Source organism: Bacillus sp. UNC322MFChir4.1, assembly GCF_000746135.1.
GTDB lineage: Bacteria > Bacillota > Bacilli > Bacillales > Bacillaceae_G > Bacillus_A.
Map to the genome: position 1 here is coordinate 1 of NZ_JQKQ01000051.1, position 15,634 is coordinate 15,634.

Annotated in this window: 16 protein-coding genes, 1 tRNA gene, 3 rRNA genes, 1 other RNA gene and 1 other annotated feature; of the genes, 4 read left to right on the forward strand and 17 right to left on the reverse strand. The window is 37.6% G+C overall.

Annotated features, from left to right (window positions below; all coding sequences use genetic code 11):
• The 8 genes from BR72_RS16230 to tadA all read right to left on the reverse strand — a co-directional run.
• A 16S ribosomal RNA gene (locus BR72_RS16230) occupies positions 1-227 on the reverse strand; the annotation flags it as partial.
• Positions 228-457: 230 nt separating this feature from the next.
• Positions 458-727, reverse strand: coding sequence for a pro-sigmaK processing inhibitor BofA family protein (locus tag BR72_RS16235; protein ID WP_035434567.1), 270 nt, complete (start codon positions 725-727; stop codon positions 458-460).
• A gap of 173 nt (positions 728-900) precedes the next feature.
• Complete coding sequence (locus BR72_RS16240; protein ID WP_035434569.1) at positions 901-1,122, reverse strand: YaaL family protein; 222 nt, start codon at positions 1,120-1,122, stop codon at positions 901-903.
• Positions 1,123-1,137: 15 nt separating this feature from the next.
• Positions 1,138-1,734 (reverse strand): recombination protein RecR, encoded by a 597-nt coding sequence (gene recR, locus BR72_RS16245; protein ID WP_035434571.1) that lies wholly within the window; start codon positions 1,732-1,734, stop codon positions 1,138-1,140.
• 14 nt (positions 1,735-1,748) lie between these two features.
• Complete coding sequence (locus BR72_RS16250) at positions 1,749-2,075, reverse strand: YbaB/EbfC family nucleoid-associated protein (RefSeq protein WP_035434574.1); 327 nt, start codon at positions 2,073-2,075, stop codon at positions 1,749-1,751.
• A gap of 70 nt (positions 2,076-2,145) precedes the next feature.
• Positions 2,146-3,831: a DNA polymerase III subunit gamma/tau gene (gene dnaX / locus BR72_RS16255; protein ID WP_035434577.1), complete on the reverse strand. Its 1,686-nt coding sequence runs from the start codon at positions 3,829-3,831 to the stop codon at positions 2,146-2,148.
• A gap of 269 nt (positions 3,832-4,100) precedes the next feature.
• An RNA gene (ffs, locus tag BR72_RS25740) (signal recognition particle sRNA large type) lies at positions 4,101-4,365 on the reverse strand.
• 77 nt (positions 4,366-4,442) lie between these two features.
• Entirely contained in the window at positions 4,443-4,940 is a 498-nt protein-coding gene (tadA, locus tag BR72_RS16260; RefSeq protein ID WP_035434580.1) for a tRNA adenosine(34) deaminase TadA, read from the reverse strand.
• A gap of 73 nt (positions 4,941-5,013) precedes the next feature.
• Between tadA and BR72_RS16265 the strand changes: the two genes are divergently transcribed.
• The 3 genes from BR72_RS16265 (at position 5,014) to BR72_RS16275 (ending at position 7,022) form a co-directional block, all read left to right on the forward strand.
• A complete protein-coding gene (locus BR72_RS16265; protein WP_035434582.1) occupies positions 5,014-5,550 on the forward strand; it encodes a cysteine hydrolase family protein in 537 nt (178 codons plus the stop codon).
• Positions 5,551-5,715: 165 nt separating this feature from the next.
• Positions 5,716-6,354 carry a deoxynucleoside kinase gene (locus BR72_RS16270; RefSeq protein ID WP_035434583.1) on the forward strand — a complete coding sequence of 213 codons (639 nt, stop codon included), beginning with the start codon at positions 5,716-5,718 and terminating at the stop codon, positions 6,352-6,354.
• Positions 6,354-7,022, forward strand: coding sequence for a deoxynucleoside kinase (locus BR72_RS16275; RefSeq protein WP_035434584.1), 669 nt, complete (start codon positions 6,354-6,356; stop codon positions 7,020-7,022). Before BR72_RS16270 ends, BR72_RS16275 begins: the two co-directional genes overlap by 1 nt.
• A 36-nt stretch (positions 7,023-7,058) precedes the next feature.
• On the opposite strand, the gene BR72_RS16280 is transcribed toward BR72_RS16275, so the two are convergent.
• The 7 genes from BR72_RS16280 to guaB all read right to left on the reverse strand — a co-directional run bounded on the left by BR72_RS16280 (position 7,059) and on the right by guaB (position 14,176).
• Positions 7,059-7,433, reverse strand: a complete 375-nt coding sequence (locus tag BR72_RS16280) for a sigma factor-like helix-turn-helix DNA-binding protein (RefSeq protein ID WP_035434586.1) — start codon at positions 7,431-7,433, stop codon at positions 7,059-7,061.
• A 171-nt stretch (positions 7,434-7,604) separates the two neighbouring features.
• Positions 7,605-7,697, reverse strand: a tRNA-Ser gene (locus BR72_RS16285).
• Positions 7,698-7,884: 187 nt separating this feature from the next.
• A complete protein-coding gene (gene serS / locus BR72_RS16290) occupies positions 7,885-9,159 on the reverse strand; it encodes a serine--tRNA ligase (protein ID WP_035434587.1) in 1,275 nt (424 codons plus the stop codon).
• A gap of 50 nt (positions 9,160-9,209) precedes the next feature.
• Positions 9,210-9,431: a binding site (T-box leader), on the reverse strand.
• 54 nt (positions 9,432-9,485) lie between these two features.
• Complete coding sequence (pdxT, locus tag BR72_RS16295) at positions 9,486-10,076, reverse strand: pyridoxal 5'-phosphate synthase glutaminase subunit PdxT (protein WP_035434588.1); 591 nt, start codon at positions 10,074-10,076, stop codon at positions 9,486-9,488.
• 17 nt (positions 10,077-10,093) lie between these two features.
• On the reverse strand, positions 10,094-10,981 hold the full coding sequence (gene pdxS, locus BR72_RS16300) for a pyridoxal 5'-phosphate synthase lyase subunit PdxS (RefSeq protein ID WP_035434589.1): 888 nt from the start codon (positions 10,979-10,981) through the stop codon (positions 10,094-10,096).
• Positions 10,982-11,288: 307 nt separating this feature from the next.
• Positions 11,289-12,608 carry a D-alanyl-D-alanine carboxypeptidase family protein gene (locus BR72_RS16305; protein WP_035434591.1) on the reverse strand — a complete coding sequence of 440 codons (1,320 nt, stop codon included), beginning with the start codon at positions 12,606-12,608 and terminating at the stop codon, positions 11,289-11,291.
• 104 nt (positions 12,609-12,712) lie between these two features.
• Complete coding sequence (gene guaB / locus BR72_RS16310; RefSeq protein WP_035434592.1) at positions 12,713-14,176, reverse strand: IMP dehydrogenase; 1,464 nt, start codon at positions 14,174-14,176, stop codon at positions 12,713-12,715.
• A 116-nt stretch (positions 14,177-14,292) separates the two neighbouring features.
• On the opposite strand from guaB, the gene BR72_RS16315 reads away from it, so the two are divergent.
• Positions 14,293-15,279: a YaaC family protein gene (locus BR72_RS16315; protein WP_035434593.1), complete on the forward strand. Its 987-nt coding sequence runs from the start codon at positions 14,293-14,295 to the stop codon at positions 15,277-15,279.
• A 40-nt stretch (positions 15,280-15,319) separates the two neighbouring features.
• Here BR72_RS16315 and rrf read toward each other — a convergent pair.
• Positions 15,320-15,435: ribosomal RNA gene (gene rrf / locus BR72_RS16320) — 5S ribosomal RNA — on the reverse strand.
• 50 nt (positions 15,436-15,485) lie between these two features.
• Positions 15,486-15,634 (reverse strand): 23S ribosomal RNA (locus tag BR72_RS16325); the annotation flags it as partial.

The window sequence follows — 15,634 nt, forward strand, 5'->3', positions numbered from 1 at the left end:
GACAGCCGAAGCCGCCTTTCAATTTCGCACCATGCGGTGCAAAATGTTATCCGGTATTAGCCCCGGTTTCCCGGAGTTATCCCAGTCTTATAGGCAGGTTACCCACGTGTTACTCACCCGTCCGCCGCTAACTTCTTAAGAGCAAGCTCTTAATTGGTTCGCTCGACTTGCATGTATTAGGCACGCCGCCAGCGTTCATCCTGAGCCAGGATCAAACTCTCCAATAAAGTTTGTCTAGCATCATAAATAAAAATTGACGTTTCACGTTGTTTGTTTCGTTTAGTTTTCAAAGTTCAATATCGCGTTTCAGCGACTTCTATAAGATATCACATTTAACTATCACCGTCAACTTGTTTTTTCTTTCGTTGTTGACGACGCTTATTAATTTACCTCATTAACAGTTTGAACGTCAACACATTTTCAAAAAAAATTACCAAGCTCGAAAACAAAAATTTTTCTAGCTTGGTAAAATGTATAATTTAATAACTATAAGCGCACCGATACCCGGCAAACCTAAAAAACCCGAAACAAATGTAGTGCCAGCATTAATAGGAAGATGAAAATTAAATTGTGTCCCTACTATATTTACAGCAAACAATAATAAAGCTCCTACTACAATTTTGACAACTAATCTTCCTACAAAACGAAACGGCTTTGTAGGAGCACCGACAATTAACAAAAGAAATATTAACGTTAATATACCACCAATAATCAAATTACGTTCCATGCGGTCCTCTCCCTTACAACTTGTACACTATATTTGTATGGGGAAAAGAAAAAAAAAGACCGTTAAAATTCTCCTTAAAAATAAAAAGTCGAACTGAAAAACTATTTCCCGTTCGACTTTCCTTTTATTTCGTATTAACTGACAGTAAGACACCCACCGATGAAAGTTTCCCTTTATAATTGCTCCATTTTCACAGGACGTCTTTTCGCTTCCTTCAATAAATAGAAGTACTTTGCTTCCGCCAGTTTCAAATGACACAATACATCTTCTGAAGGTTCAATACTTTGTTCTACAATTCTCTTCTGACGCATCCATTCTATCTTCACTTGCTCTAACAGCGCAATTAACTTTTCATCATATTCCTTGCGCAACTTCCCTTTTTTTTGAAAAAACATCATTATTTCTCCTACTTATAATTCTCTGCGGCCTTCTAACGCCTTCGATAGCGTTACTTCATCCGCATATTCTAAGTCACCACCAACTGGCAGCCCGTGTGCAATACGAGTCACTTTAATTCCCGTTGGCTTTAACAGACGAGAAATATACATTGCTGTTGCTTCCCCTTCAATGTTGGGGTTTGTTGCCAAAATAACTTCTTGTACCGTTTCATCGTGTAGTCGTTTTAACAGCTGAGGAATATTAATATCTTCTGGACCCACTCCCTCCATCGGAGAAATGGCACCATTCAATACATGATATACTCCCTGATATTCTTTCATCTTCTCCATTGCAATCACATCTTTTGGCTCTTGCACAACACAAACAACCGATTGATCACGATGAGAATCATCACAAATATAACAAGGATCTCGATCTGTTATATGACCACAAACTGAACAATATGTTAAGTTTCGCTTTGCATTTACAAGTGACTTCGCAAAATCTAATACGTCATCTTCTTTCATATCCAATACGAAAAAAGCTAAACGAGCCGCTGTTTTCGGCCCAATACCTGGCAATTTCATAAAACTATCAATTAACTTCGAGATTGGTTCTGGATAGTGCATCTATGACCAACCTCCTAGAACATACCGCCTGGTAAATTCATTCCTTTTGTAAATTGTCCCATTGTAGCATTCGATAGTTCTTCCGCTTTCTTTAATGCATCATTTGTCGCAGCTAATACAAGATCTTGTAACATTTCAATATCTTCTGGATCTACAACTTCTTCTTTAATTTTCACTTCTAGAACTTGTTTATGGCCGTTTGCAATAACTGTTACCATACCACCGCCAGCTGTTCCTTCAACTGTTTTTTCACCAAGTTCCTCTTGTGCTTTCGCCATTTGTTTTTGCATTTTTTGCATTTGTTTCATCATGTTATTCATATTTCCCATTCCACGCATCATAATAGCTCCTCCTAGTTTTCACTTAATGGATGTTTACATTTTAGAAAGAAAACTCCATTTAAGGCATACTTTATTCTTTTATTTCAATTAATTGCTCTCCAACTATTTTTACGGCCTCTTCTACAAGGGGGTCTTTCGGTTTTTCTGCTTCTTCTGAAGAACCACCTTCATTTTGCAAGAACCCCTCCCGAATTTTTCCCCATTCACTTTTAGGAATTGCAATCATTTGCAAATTCTTCCCAAACAGTTCAAAGAGAATTTGCTCTACCGTATCTGTTGCTTCTCGATTTTCACTCGCCATTTTACAATGAATTTCATACTTAAAAGCAAGAACATATGAAGTAGTAGATGCCGCTACTGGCTCACTGTTTTCTAACAAAACAGCATAAGCAACCTTATTATAATTTTTCAATCGCTCTAACAGTTCACCCCATGCGCTTTTCAACTGCTCTAAATCTTTACGAGTTGCTTGCTTTAACACTTCATGAACACGACCAACTGGTATTTTCATACTACCAGAACGGCTTGGCTTCGGTGTAGCCTTTGTTTCCCTTACCTCTTGTTGCATTGAAACTGGTACACCATGCTGTTTCATCTTCTCTAATTCTTGTTCTAACTGCTGCATTCTTTGTAAAACAACTTGCAAGCGATCCGCCCCGTTTACTTTCATCGCAAACTGCTGACACAATTGCACCATAACCACTTCTAGAAAAATACGAGGATGATTTGTCCATTTCATTTCTTGTTGACTTTTACTGAGCGTATGAATAATTTCATAAATCATTTCAGGCTGCATATCCTGACTTAACTTCTGAAACGAATCATCAACAATCACTCTTTCCAACATATCCTCTAGCTGCGGTGAGGTTTGATACAAAAGCATATCTCGGTAATAGTAAATGAAGTCTTCCATGAATCGAAGCGGGTCTTTCCCTTGATTCATAATATCATCAACAATACGTAACGCTTTTGATACATCATTTTCATATATACTCTCTACAAGGTTCGATAAATAGCGCTGTGAAACGGAACCTGTGACCGCTAATACATCCTCTACCGTTACCACTTCATCACTATAAGAAATCGCTTGATCAATTAAACTTAATGCATCACGCATACCGCCTTCTGCGGCGCGTGCTACAATTTGAAGCGCTTCCTCATCCACCTTTGTTCCTTCGTTGTTCACGACAGTTGTTAATCGTTCTACAATATCTTGTACTGATATTTTTCGGAACTCAAAACGCTGACAACGCGAAAGAATTGTCGGTGGAATTTTATGCGGTTCTGTCGTTGCCAAAATGAAGATAACATGTTGCGGAGGTTCTTCTAATGTTTTTAATAGCGCATTAAACGCACCCATCGAAAGCATGTGAACTTCATCAATAATATATACTTTATAGCGAACTTCGCTTGGAGCATATTTTACTTTATCTCTTATATCTCGAATTTCATCTACACCGTTATTCGAAGCCGCGTCAATTTCTAATACATCTGAAATAGCACCTTGTGTAATTCCTAAGCAAGCAGGACATTGATTACAAGGTTCAGCTGTAGGAGCTTGCTCACAGTTGATTGCTTTTGCAAATACTTTCGCAATTGTTGTTTTCCCTGTTCCTCTTGGGCCAGAGAATACATAAGCATGTGACGCTTTCTCTTGAAGAAGGGCATTTTGCAACGTTTTCGTTACGTGCTTTTGACCAACCACATCTCCAAATTTCTGCGGTCTCCATGTTCGGTATAACGCCTGGTATGACACGAAAATACGGCCTCCCCTAAAGGTTATTCTCTTGTTTATCCCGCTATTCGTAAACAGCAATCTCACCAACTCAAACAAAAAGTTGGGTGGGATATACTGCCCGTAAAAGCCTGATTTGTCCAAGCAATAATCAATGGGGGATAAAAATCCCCCATTGATTATTGTTTCACTTCATTATAACCTATTCTGATTCTAGATTCCAAAAGTTATTTTCCATACAAAAAACCCATCCTATTCATATAGGATGAGTTTATATGCATATATAACTGCCGTGCACCTTCTGTCGATTACGTACCATAAGCGTTACTTAAGCAGTTAGCTCGGTTCAGGCACTCCTGCGGCACACGAGAAGACCCGCTTATTGCTGCTTCCTTCCGGACCTGACAAGGTTCACGGGGTCCCGTTGCGCAGGACCCAAACGTCAACACCACTTACTTAAGGCAGACCCTACAGTAACATAACCTCGAGAAGGGATTCGGCCTCGCTAGAGCGGATTGCGAGTACAGGGCACCGCTACCTCCCCGCTTAGCACGGCAAAGTTAAAACCATATTTAGTTGCCTTATTTAAAGGCAATCTCAGTATAACTTGTTTCAAAAAAAATTGCAACGTGTCAGCAAAGAGTATTTTTATCCAACTCTTCCTTCTCTTTCTTCCTCTTTTTACGTAGTTCTCGAAAAAAATTTGTTAATAAACTTCCGCACTCTTCTTCTAATACACCGGCCACAACTTCAGATTGATGATTAAACCGTTCCTCTGTCAATAAATTCATTAATGTACCAGCACATCCACCTTTTGGGTCTACCGCACCATATACAGCACGTTTTACACGTGATAATACAATGGCACCAGCACACATTGGGCACGGCTCTAATGTGACATATAACGTTGCATTTTCTAAACGCCAAGTCCCTAATTTTTTGCAAGCATCATCAATTGCTAATAATTCAGCATGAGCGACTGATCGTTGTTCTGTTTCACGTAAGTTATGCGCACGACTTATTACTTCACCATCCACAACAACAACCGCACCAATTGGTACTTCTTGTATTTCTTCAGCCTTTTTTGCCTCTTCTATCGCAAGTTTCATAAAATAAATATCTTGTTCCATAACAAAATCCTTTCATCGCAAATAACTTTTCTATATTCAATCCATTCTAAAGAGAAAGGAAGGGAGATTACATATGAAAAATACCGCACTTCTTATTATCGACATGATTAATGACTTCCAATTTTCACACGGACCTATCTTAGCACGAAAATGCAAAAAGATTACAGAATCGATTTTACAACTTAAACAAAAAATGAAAAATTCCGGCTGTCCCATTATTTACGTAAATGATCATTACCATTTATGGAGAGCTGATATTACTGAACTCATCACCCATTGCACAAATGAATACAGTCAAGACATTATAAAAAAGATTGCACCTGCAAATGATGATTATATTTTTATTAAACCACATTATTCCGCTTTTTATGAAACACCCCTAAATTCATTATTAGGTCATTTAAAAATAGAAAATCTTATCCTAACAGGAGTGGCTGGAAATATATGCATCCTTTTCACCGCAAATGATGCTCATATGAGAAATTATCAATTATATGTACCTGAAGATTGTATTGCCTCCAATTGCGATCAAGATAACAAACATGCCTTGCGTATTATGCAAACCACTTTAAAGGCAAACACTTCTTCATCATTTCATTTACAACTGTAATAACGTAAAGCCTCTCTCAACCTTGAGATGAGGGCGCATTGCGAGCTCATCTCAATTTTTAACTTTTTATGACAAACTAACCCTTTCTCACTCCTCTTATGCTACAATAGTTCTGTTTTGTGCTTTTTATTCGTTTCAAATTATACTTTGAGAGGAGGCAACAGCGTGACTGGAGTACCATTTATTACAGTTGAAGGACCCATTGGCGTCGGAAAAACTTCACTCGCGAAAGCGATATCGGCTCACATGCAACTCCATTTATTAAAAGAAATCGTTGATGAAAATCCTTTTTTAGGAAAATTTTATGAGGATATCGAAGAATGGGCTTTTCAATTAGAAATGTTTTTCTTATGCAACCGATATAAGCAATTAGAAGACATTGATACAAAATATTTAAAAGAGCATCTACCTGTTGTAGCAGATTACCATATATTCAAAAACTTAATTTTTGCATCTCAAACATTACATGGTGCCCAATATGAGAAATACATGCAAATTTATCGTATCTTAACACAAGATATGCCAGTTCCCAATGTCATCGTGTATATAACAGCAAGTTTAGAAACACTGCAAAAACGAATCGCACTGCGTGGACGTGAATTCGAAAAAAATATAGATCCTAATTATTTATTGCAACTCATTAAAGATTACGAATTAGCAATGGAAACGTTCAAAAAAGATCATCCAGACATCCCTGTATTAAAATTTAATGGAGATAACATGGATTTTGTAAAAAATGAATCGGACTTAAATGTAATCTTATCAGCATTACAAAATACACTGACAAAGGAGATTAACCAGTAATGAATTTGAGACAAAAATATGATATTCCAAATGATGCTGTTATTACAATTGCCGGAACAGTCGGTGTTGGAAAATCTACAATGACAAATGCCCTAGCAAATGCACTTGGTTACCGTACATCATTTGAAAAAGTAGACTCTAATCCATATTTAGATAAATTTTACGGAGACTTCACACGTTGGAGCTTCCACTTACAGGTTTACTTCTTAGCAGAACGCTTTAAGGAACAAAAAAAGATTTTCGAATATGGCGGAGGATTTATTCAAGACCGTTCTATTTATGAAGACACGGGAATTTTCGCCAAGATGCATTATGAAAAAGGAACAATGACCGCTACAGATTACGAAACATATAAAAGCTTATTTGATGCAATGGTTATGACACCCTACTTCCCACATCCTAATTTACTGATTTACTTAGAAGGATCATTTGAAGATATCATTGATCGTATCAAAGAACGCGGAAGACCAATGGAACAACAAACACCAATTGAATATTGGAAAGAAATGCATGAACGCTACGAAAATTGGGTTAATAACTTTAACGCTTGTCCTGTATTGCGTCTTAATATTAATGAATATGATATTTTACAAAACGAAAACTCAATTGAACCTATCATTAAGAAAATTGGTCATTTCTTACAACAAACGCGTAAACTTGTAAAATAAAAAACCCGTGCAATCGCACGGGTTTTTCCTATGAACTTAGTTTTTCTTTTTTGTTGGAGCAATAATTTCGCTCTCTGGTTTTCCTGCATTAATACGCTGACGTACAGTGCTCACACTAATACTATATGTTTCAGCAATTTCTTTTACCGTCATTTCTTTCCCGTTAATAACGGCTGTAATTACTTTACGTTTTGAATCTGCTTTTTTCTCAACTTGTTTTGGCGTTTCTACTTTCTTCACTTCTTCTTTCACATCACAGATGCAACCACAAAGTTTACGAAAAGTTTCATCACTTACAATACGAGATACGTTTGCAGCACTGTTTAAAATTTTATTTTTCTTGCAAACGGGGCATTGTACATAATATAGTGTTTTTCCGTCAAGCGGAAACGTTTGTATAATAATATCCATGGCCATGGTAGCTCCTTTCATATCTATGAAGATAATCCTCGGAATATGAGTGTTCCTATAAGAGATTCATTCTCCTATACGCTACTTCCTGATTGGTTAAAATAAAAACTCGTTACGTGTTGGTAACGAGTTCTCCAATCTCCACTTATATGCGCTGTTGTCAATTATATATGGCGGAGGAAGAGGGATTCGAACCCCCGCGCGGCTTACACCGCCTGTCGGTTTTCAAGACCGATCCCTTCAGCCGGACTTGGGTATTCCTCCGTGTTGATTATGACATGGAATATAATATCAAAAGAAAAACAGTTCGTCAACCCTACTATAATAGATAATATAAAAAGGAAAGAGATTTTGTCTCTTTCCTTTTTCATAAAACATATTCTACTCTACTAAATAGTTAAAGATATTGTTATCCTAAAATAACACTAGGTGTATATTTATAAAAATGAATTTATTTAATTACTGTTTTTCCTCCCATATAAGGACGAAGAACCTCTGGAATAATAATAGAACCATCTTCTTGTTGGTAATTCTCTAAAAGAGCAGCTACCGTACGGCCAATTGCAAGCCCAGATCCGTTTAATGTATGAACAGGCTCTGGCTTCGCTTTTGTGTCACGACGGAAACGGATATTTGCACGGCGTGCTTGGAATGCTTCAAAGTTACTGCAAGAAGAAATTTCACGATATGTGCCGTAGCTAGGAATCCATACTTCAATATCATATTTCTTCGCTGCTGTAAATCCTAAATCCCCTGTACACATGCTCATCACACGGTATGGAAGACCTAATAACTGTAATACGCGCTCTGCGTCATTTGTTAATTTTTCTAATTCCTCATAAGAATCTTCAGGTTTTACAAATTTCACAAGCTCTACTTTATTAAATTGATGCTGACGAATTAAACCACGTGTATCACGACCAGCAGATCCTGCTTCAGAACGGAAACATGCACTAAACGCTGCATAACGAATTGGCAATTGCTCACCATTTAAAATTTCATCACGATGCAAGTTTGTTACAGGTACTTCAGCTGTAGGAATTAAGAAATAATCTTCACTCTCAATACGAAACGCATCTTCTTCAAACTTTGGAAGTTGCCCTGTTCCAATCATACTTGTACGATTTACGATATACGGAGGTAAAATTTCTTCATAGCCATGTTCCTCTGTATGAAGATCAAGCATGAAGTTAAATAAAGCACGTTCTAACTTTGCACCTGCTCCTTTATAGAATACAAAGCGGCTACCTGTTACTTTCCCAGCACGTTCAAAGTCGAGCATTCCTAAATCTGTTGCAAGATCCCAATGCGGCTTTGGTTCGAACGTAAATTCTGGAACATCTCCCCACGCACGAACTTGCACATTATCATCTTCCGTTTCGCCAATTGGTGTAGATTCATGTGGAATATTTGGAATAGATAACATTAATTTCTCAAGATCTTCTTCAACTGTACGAAGCTCATTATCAAGGTCTTTAACTTTATCGCTTACTTCACGCATTTCTAAGATAAGCGCCTCTGCATCTTTCTTTTCGCGTTTTAATACAGAAATTTGTTGAGATACTTCATTACGTTTGCTTTTTAGCTCTTCCGTTTGTACAAGTAACTCTCTTCTTTTTATATCTAATTCTTCGAAACGCCCAAAGTCTGTTAAGTCTTCGCCCCTATGTTGTAGTTTCGCTTTTACTTCTTCAAAGTTTGTACGCAAAATTTTAATATCAAGCATGCTATTTCCTCCTTTATTTTTACAAAAACAAAAAACTCCCGTCCCTATAACAAAGGGACGGGAGTTAACCCGCGTTGCCACCCTAATTGAAAGCATAATTGCTTTCCTCTCAAGTAGAGATAACGGCTCTTTACCGGAAATGCTTACTAGTCAACAGACTGTTCCACACTTCACTCCAGGATGGATTCACAAGTCGCTTCTATCGGTTTTCACCAACCACCGACTCTCTATAAGAAACGTCTCTTGCTACTACTTCCTATCAACACATTTATCATATAAAATAGTTACCATCAATTTACTATAATCTTACACAAGTTTCAAGTCAATTATACAGCTTTTTTCATTTTCGCTTCCTTTACCATCTCTACAAAGTAAGCTGTGACACGATGATCATCTGTTAATTCTGGATGGAAAGACGCTGCTAATAAGTGATTTTGACGAACCGCGACCATACGATCTTCATATGTGCATAATACTTCGATATGATCTTCTACATCCACAACATAAGGCGCACGAATAAATACGCCAACAAAGTCTTTGCCTACTCCTTCCATCGAAAGAGCAGCCTCAAAGCTATCTTTTTGGCGGCCAAACGCATTACGTTCAACTGTAATATCCATTACACCAATATGTGGTTCCTCATATCCAACAAGGTTCTTTGCAAGTAAGATCATACCTGCACATGTACCAAACATCGGTTTTCCTGCTTTAGCAAATTCACGAAGAGGTTCCATGAAACTATATTTATCAATAAGACGGCGCATTGTTGTACTTTCACCGCCCGGTAAAATAAGGCCATCTACTTCCTCTAATTGCTCTGTACGCTTCACAATCACTGCTTGTGCACCAGTTGCTTCTATTGCACGTACATGTTCACGAACCGCTCCTTGAAGTCCTAATACACCGATTGTAACCATTTCAAAAACTCCTTTAATTACCAACCGCGCTCTTGCATGCGTTGTTCTGGTAATAATGTTGAAATTTCAACACCTTTCATTGCATTACCTAGTCCTTTAGAAAGGCGAGCAATTAATTCATAATCTTCATAATGCGTTGTTGCTTCAACAATCGCACGTGCAAATTTCTCTGGGTTTTCTGATTTGAAAATACCAGAACCTACGAATACGCCATCTGCACCTAGTTGCATCATTAATGCAGCATCTGCTGGTGTTGCAACACCGCCTGCTGCAAAGTTTACAACTGGTAAACGACCAAGGCGCTTAATTTCAAGTAATACTTCATAAGGAGCACCAGTATTCTTTGCATATGTCATTAATTCATCTTCACGTAGATTCGCAACTTGACGAATTTCTGCGTTTACTTGACGCATATGGCGTACAGCCTCTACGATATTCCCTGTTCCAGGTTCACCTTTCGTACGAAGCATTGATGCACCTTCAGCAATACGACGTGCTGCTTCACCAATATCACGGCATCCACATACAAATGGGACAGTGTAATCACGTTTATTTAAATGGTATACTTCATCAGCTGGAGTTAATACTTCACTCTCGTCGATATAGTCTACCCCTAACGATTCAAGTACACGCGCTTCCACAAGATGACCAATACGGCATTTTGCCATAACTGGAATTGATACAGCACCCATTACTTCTTCTACAATTGTTGGATCTGCCATACGCGAAACGCCGCCTGCTGCACGAATATCAGCTGGAACACGTTCTAATGCCATAACAGCAACTGCACCTGCTGCTTCTGCAATTTTTGCTTGCTCAGCGTTGACTACGTCCATAATGACGCCGCCTTTTTGCATTTCTGCCATTCCACGTTTTACGCGCTCTGTTCCTGTTACATTTAACATGTACAAAAAACCCCCCTAGGTGAATTGCTTTTTCCTCGCTCAAGGCGAAAATTAAGAATACTCTTACATTCTACCATTATCTATTGGAGATTTGTCTACTATTTTTTTCAATAAAGTGAAACTTCCATCGGTAAGGATTTCCCCCTCCCAAATGACGGAAAGCCCGCTTAACCTAGCGCATACCAGCAATTACTCTCCACCGATCTTTTGGGCTTCTCTCTAAATCTTGAGTGGGAACAACCGTCCGCGAATGCCTAGGATTAAGTCGGTGCGAAAAATAGAAAAAAAACCCCCTTATCGGGAGCTTTTAGAACCAACCTTTTACAGTATCAACTGTACCATTCCATATACCGCTAAAAAAAGAACCAATGCTTCGCATAGAAAGAACAAACCAATTCGCCTTTTCTACTTCTTGTTTTGTTACAAGATCTACTTGCATGGATTTACCAGTTAAAAATCCTACATCATTAGCATCTTTTGCTGATACATTCATATAACCAAGTGTTGTACCTTTTTTAATTGGTGCTTCTTTTTCTTTACTTACTGCTTTAAAATCTGCTTTATAAATAGTCTGACTACCCTTTGGCATTGGAAGTACAATTTCTTCCTTCGTCTGCACTGATACCTCTGTATCTTTTGCTTTATTTACATGAACCGTTTCATGACCTTTTACTTGAGAACCTTTTGGATATATTGTTTTCATTTGGAAATTTGTAAAACCATAATCAAATAGTTTCTTCGTTTCATCAAAACGTGCTGTCTCAGAACTTGTTTTAATAACAACAGAAATTAAACGCATACCATTACGCTCTGCTGTACCTGTAAAGCAATAACCAGCTTCATCCGTATGACCTGTCTTTAAGCCATCTACGCCTTCATAGCCCTTAACTAACCCTTTTAACATCCAATTCCAGTTCGCCATATCAATTGGATATTTTCCACCTTTTTGGAATGTCTTTTTTGGGATTTTTGCTGTATCAAGAACCTTCGGATAATCTTGAAGTAAATGTTGTGCTAATAAAGCACAGTCTTTAGCAGACATTTTATTTTCTTCATCTGGACCTGTACCTTCAGGTTGTTTTCCTTTTAAGTCCTTATTAATTAATCCTGTAGAATTCACAAATTTATAATTTTGTAATCCTAGTTCCTTTGCCTTATCATTCATCATTTTAGCAAAATTGCCTTCTGAGCCACCGATTAATTCAGCCAAAGCAATTGTTGCACCATTAGCAGAATAAATTGCCATTGCCTCATATAATTCTTTTACGGTATATGTACCACCGTTTTCTAAAGGAACATTTGATAAAGAACGATCTTGTGAAATTATATGAGCATACTCAGAAATCTTAACTTTTTGATCCCACTTAACTTTACCTTTTGCTACCGCTTCATGAACTAAGTATTCACTCATCATTTTTGTCATACTAGCAATTGCTAGTTGTTCATCTGGATTTTTTTGATATAAAATCTTTCCAGAGTTCGCTTCCACTAAAATTGCCGCACCTGCTTCAACATTCAACGCAGAATTTGTTTCTGCAAACGCGCTGCTGTACGTAAAAAACATACTGCAGAATAGTGTAAGTGCCGTTACAATCACAATCATTTGCTTACGGAACATACCTGTCACTGTTGTTACCCCCAATATATTTGTACTCACATAAACGTTATTCTAACACAATCAAAAAAAAATAGACAGAGATACTAAATCTCTGCCTATTTTTATATGAGACATTATAATGAATAGTTTGGCGCTTCTTTTGTAATTTGGATATCATGCGGATGGCTTTCACGTAATCCAGCACCCGACATGCGAATAAACTGTGCATTTTCACGCAAGAATGTTAAATCAGCTGCACCGCAATATCCCATACCTGCACGTAATCCACCAACTAATTGGTGTACTGTATCTGCTAAAGGACCTTTATATGGAACACGGCCTTCAATTCCTTCTGGAACAAGTTTTTTGTTTCCTTCTTGGAAGTAACGATCTTTACTTCCTTTTTCCATTGCTCCAACAGAACCCATGCCGCGGTACACTTTAAATTGACGTCCTTGATAAATTTCTGTTTCTCCTGGACTTTCTGCTACACCAGCAAAAATGCTACCAAGCATAACAACGTGTGCACCAGCTGCTAATGCTTTTACAATATCACCAGAATATTTAATGCCTCCATCAGCAATGACTGGAATACCGTGTTTACGAGCTTCCGTTGCACAATCATACACTGCTGTTAATTGAGGGACACCAACACCAGCTACAACGCGTGTTGTACAAATAGAACCCGGTCCAATACCTACTTTAACAATATTTGCACCTGCTTCAATTAATTCGCGAGTTGCTTCCGCTGTCGCAACGTTACCAGCAATAATATTTAGGTTTGGATACTTTTCACGAACTTCTCTTACTTTGTCTAATACACCTTTTGAATGTCCATGTGCAGTATCTAGAACAATTACATCTACGTTTGCTTTTACTAACGCATCGATACGCTGCATTGCATCAGCTGTTACGCCAACAGCTGCACCAACTAATAAACGACCTTGTTTATCTTTTGCAGAGTTTGGAAACTCGATTACTTTTTCAATGTCTTTAATTGTAATAAGACCTTGTAATACACCGTTGTCATCAACAAGAGGGAGTTTTTCAATTTTATGTTGTTGTAGAATTTTTTCAGCATCTTCTAATGTTGTACCAACTGGAGCTGTAATTAATTGTTCTTTCGTCATTACATCAGAAATCAGAATAGAATAATCTTGGATAAAACGCATATCACGATTTGTAATAATACCGACAAGCTTTTGCTCTTCAGTATTATTTACAATTGGAACACCTGAAATACGGTATTTCCCCATTAAATGTTCTGCATCATACACTTGATGTTCCGGAGTTAAAAAGAAAGGATCTGTAATAACGCCGCTTTCAGAACGTTTTACTTTGTCTACTTGTTCAGCTTGTTGTTCAATAGACATATTTTTATGGACAATACCAAGTCCACCTTGACGAGCCATTGCGATTGCCATATCAGCTTCTGTTACCGTATCCATACCCGCACTAATTAAAGGGATATTTAATTGTAATGTTTCAGATAAAACCGTTTTTACACTTACTTCTCGTGGTAATACTTCTGACTTAGCTGGCACAAGTAATACATCATCAAACGTTAAACCTTCTTTAACAAATTTAGATTCCCACATAAATGATTCCCCCCATGATACCTGAAATTATTATTAGTAGCTTAACAATTGGTTAAAATACTGTCAAGAAAGACTTTATATGTTAGAATTTTCTAAAAAATTAAAGGAGAGTATATATGCAGCATTCCACAATCATTTGGCAGAAATTAAGCTTCTTTCTTTCGTCTACTCACACGCAACATTATCTTACCCATTGCTACAAAAAATTAGGTAATACAAATACTGAGAAAAAAAGCTTTGAAAATTGTTATTCCTTTATTTATCACTTAGAACACGGGAAAAACTATTACCAATTATGTAATACAGCTCCAATTTCTATTAAGCCGGTATTACTGTTTTATGGAATGAGTCAACTTCTAAAAGCTTGTTTGCTTACAGTGGATCCCAATTATCCAGAATCCACTTCTGTATTAGCACATGGGGTTACAACAAGGAAGAGAAAAAAACAGAGTTATCAATTTCTAGATGACGAAGTGAAAATTCAAAAACACGGACTATTCACTCACGTTGCGGAACAAATGTTTCACATGAAACATTTAGAAGGAGAAAAATATACAATGGAAGGGTTGATGCAGCGGATCGCTGAATTAGCGGATTTATTCCGACAGAGCAAAAGAAAGAATAACCTATTTCAGTTAAAAGAAGTGACGGAAAATATCGTTACTTTTCCAACTCATATTTTAGATACTTTTCATATGACAGAAGAACGGTTTATACGATATATGGAAGGAATCGGGAAGCACCTTAACGTTCAATATACAAACTTTAAAGAAAGTGATTCACATTTGTATTTCTCAGCTTCTATAAAAGAATGGAACCCATTATACAGCTCTCCCCTTACATATAATCACTATACAAATACTTATTATTTACCTGCTAATAGTGAAACGGTTCCTGCTCTCCCTGAATTACTTATACACTATCTTTTGCTATATAACCTAAGTATGATTTCCCGCTATGAAACGGACTGGTGGTACGATTTACTTGGGAGTTATGCTTCTGAAGATTATCCGTTTATCTTTCAATTTCTAGCTATTACAGCCGAAAAAGTGCCGTACTATATTTATTTATATCTAATGAGTCAACATCCTGTGATTTCTTAGGAAATAAAAAAAGACGAGTCCACTGACTCGTCTTTCGTTTGCCTGGCAACGTCCTACTCTCACAGGGACAAAGTCCCAACTACCATCGGCGCTAGAGAGCTTAACTTCCGTGTTCGGTATGGGAACGGGTGTGACCTCTCTGCCATCATTACCAGACTTATGAAGGTATATTCCTTCAAAACTAGATAACATCTGCTTCATATTATTTGATTAAGTCCTCGATCTATTAGTATTCGTCAGCTCCACGTGTCACCACGCTTCCACCTCGAACCTATCAACCTGATCATCTTTCAGGGATCTTACTAGCTTAACGCTATGGGAAATCTCATCTTGAGGGGGGCTTCATGCTTAGATG

Excerpts from the sequence above, each read along its gene's own strand:
- BR72_RS16235 (WP_035434567.1), bottom strand. The coding sequence starts at position 727 with ATGGAACGTAATTTGATTATTGGTGGTATATTAACGTTAATATTTCTT.
- BR72_RS16240 (WP_035434569.1), bottom strand. The coding sequence starts at position 1,122 with ATGTTTTTTCAAAAAAAAGGGAAGTTGCGCAAGGAATATGATGAAAAG.
- recR (WP_035434571.1), bottom strand. The coding sequence starts at position 1,734 with ATGCACTATCCAGAACCAATCTCGAAGTTAATTGATAGTTTTATGAAA.
- BR72_RS16250 (WP_035434574.1), bottom strand. The coding sequence starts at position 2,075 with ATGATGCGTGGAATGGGAAATATGAATAACATGATGAAACAAATGCAA.
- tadA (WP_035434580.1), bottom strand. The coding sequence starts at position 4,940 with ATGGAACAAGATATTTATTTTATGAAACTTGCGATAGAAGAGGCAAAA.
- BR72_RS16265 (WP_035434582.1), top strand. The coding sequence starts at position 5,014 with ATGAAAAATACCGCACTTCTTATTATCGACATGATTAATGACTTCCAA.
- BR72_RS16275 (WP_035434584.1), top strand. The coding sequence starts at position 6,354 with ATGAATTTGAGACAAAAATATGATATTCCAAATGATGCTGTTATTACA.
- BR72_RS16280 (WP_035434586.1), bottom strand. The coding sequence starts at position 7,433 with ATGGATATTATTATACAAACGTTTCCGCTTGACGGAAAAACACTATAT.
- serS (WP_035434587.1), bottom strand. The coding sequence starts at position 9,159 with ATGCTTGATATTAAAATTTTGCGTACAAACTTTGAAGAAGTAAAAGCG.
- pdxT (WP_035434588.1), bottom strand. The coding sequence starts at position 10,076 with ATGGTTACAATCGGTGTATTAGGACTTCAAGGAGCGGTTCGTGAACAT.
- pdxS (WP_035434589.1), bottom strand. The coding sequence starts at position 10,981 with ATGTTAAATGTAACAGGAACAGAGCGCGTAAAACGTGGAATGGCAGAA.
- guaB (WP_035434592.1), bottom strand. The coding sequence starts at position 14,176 with ATGTGGGAATCTAAATTTGTTAAAGAAGGTTTAACGTTTGATGATGTA.
- BR72_RS16315 (WP_035434593.1), top strand. The coding sequence starts at position 14,293 with ATGCAGCATTCCACAATCATTTGGCAGAAATTAAGCTTCTTTCTTTCG.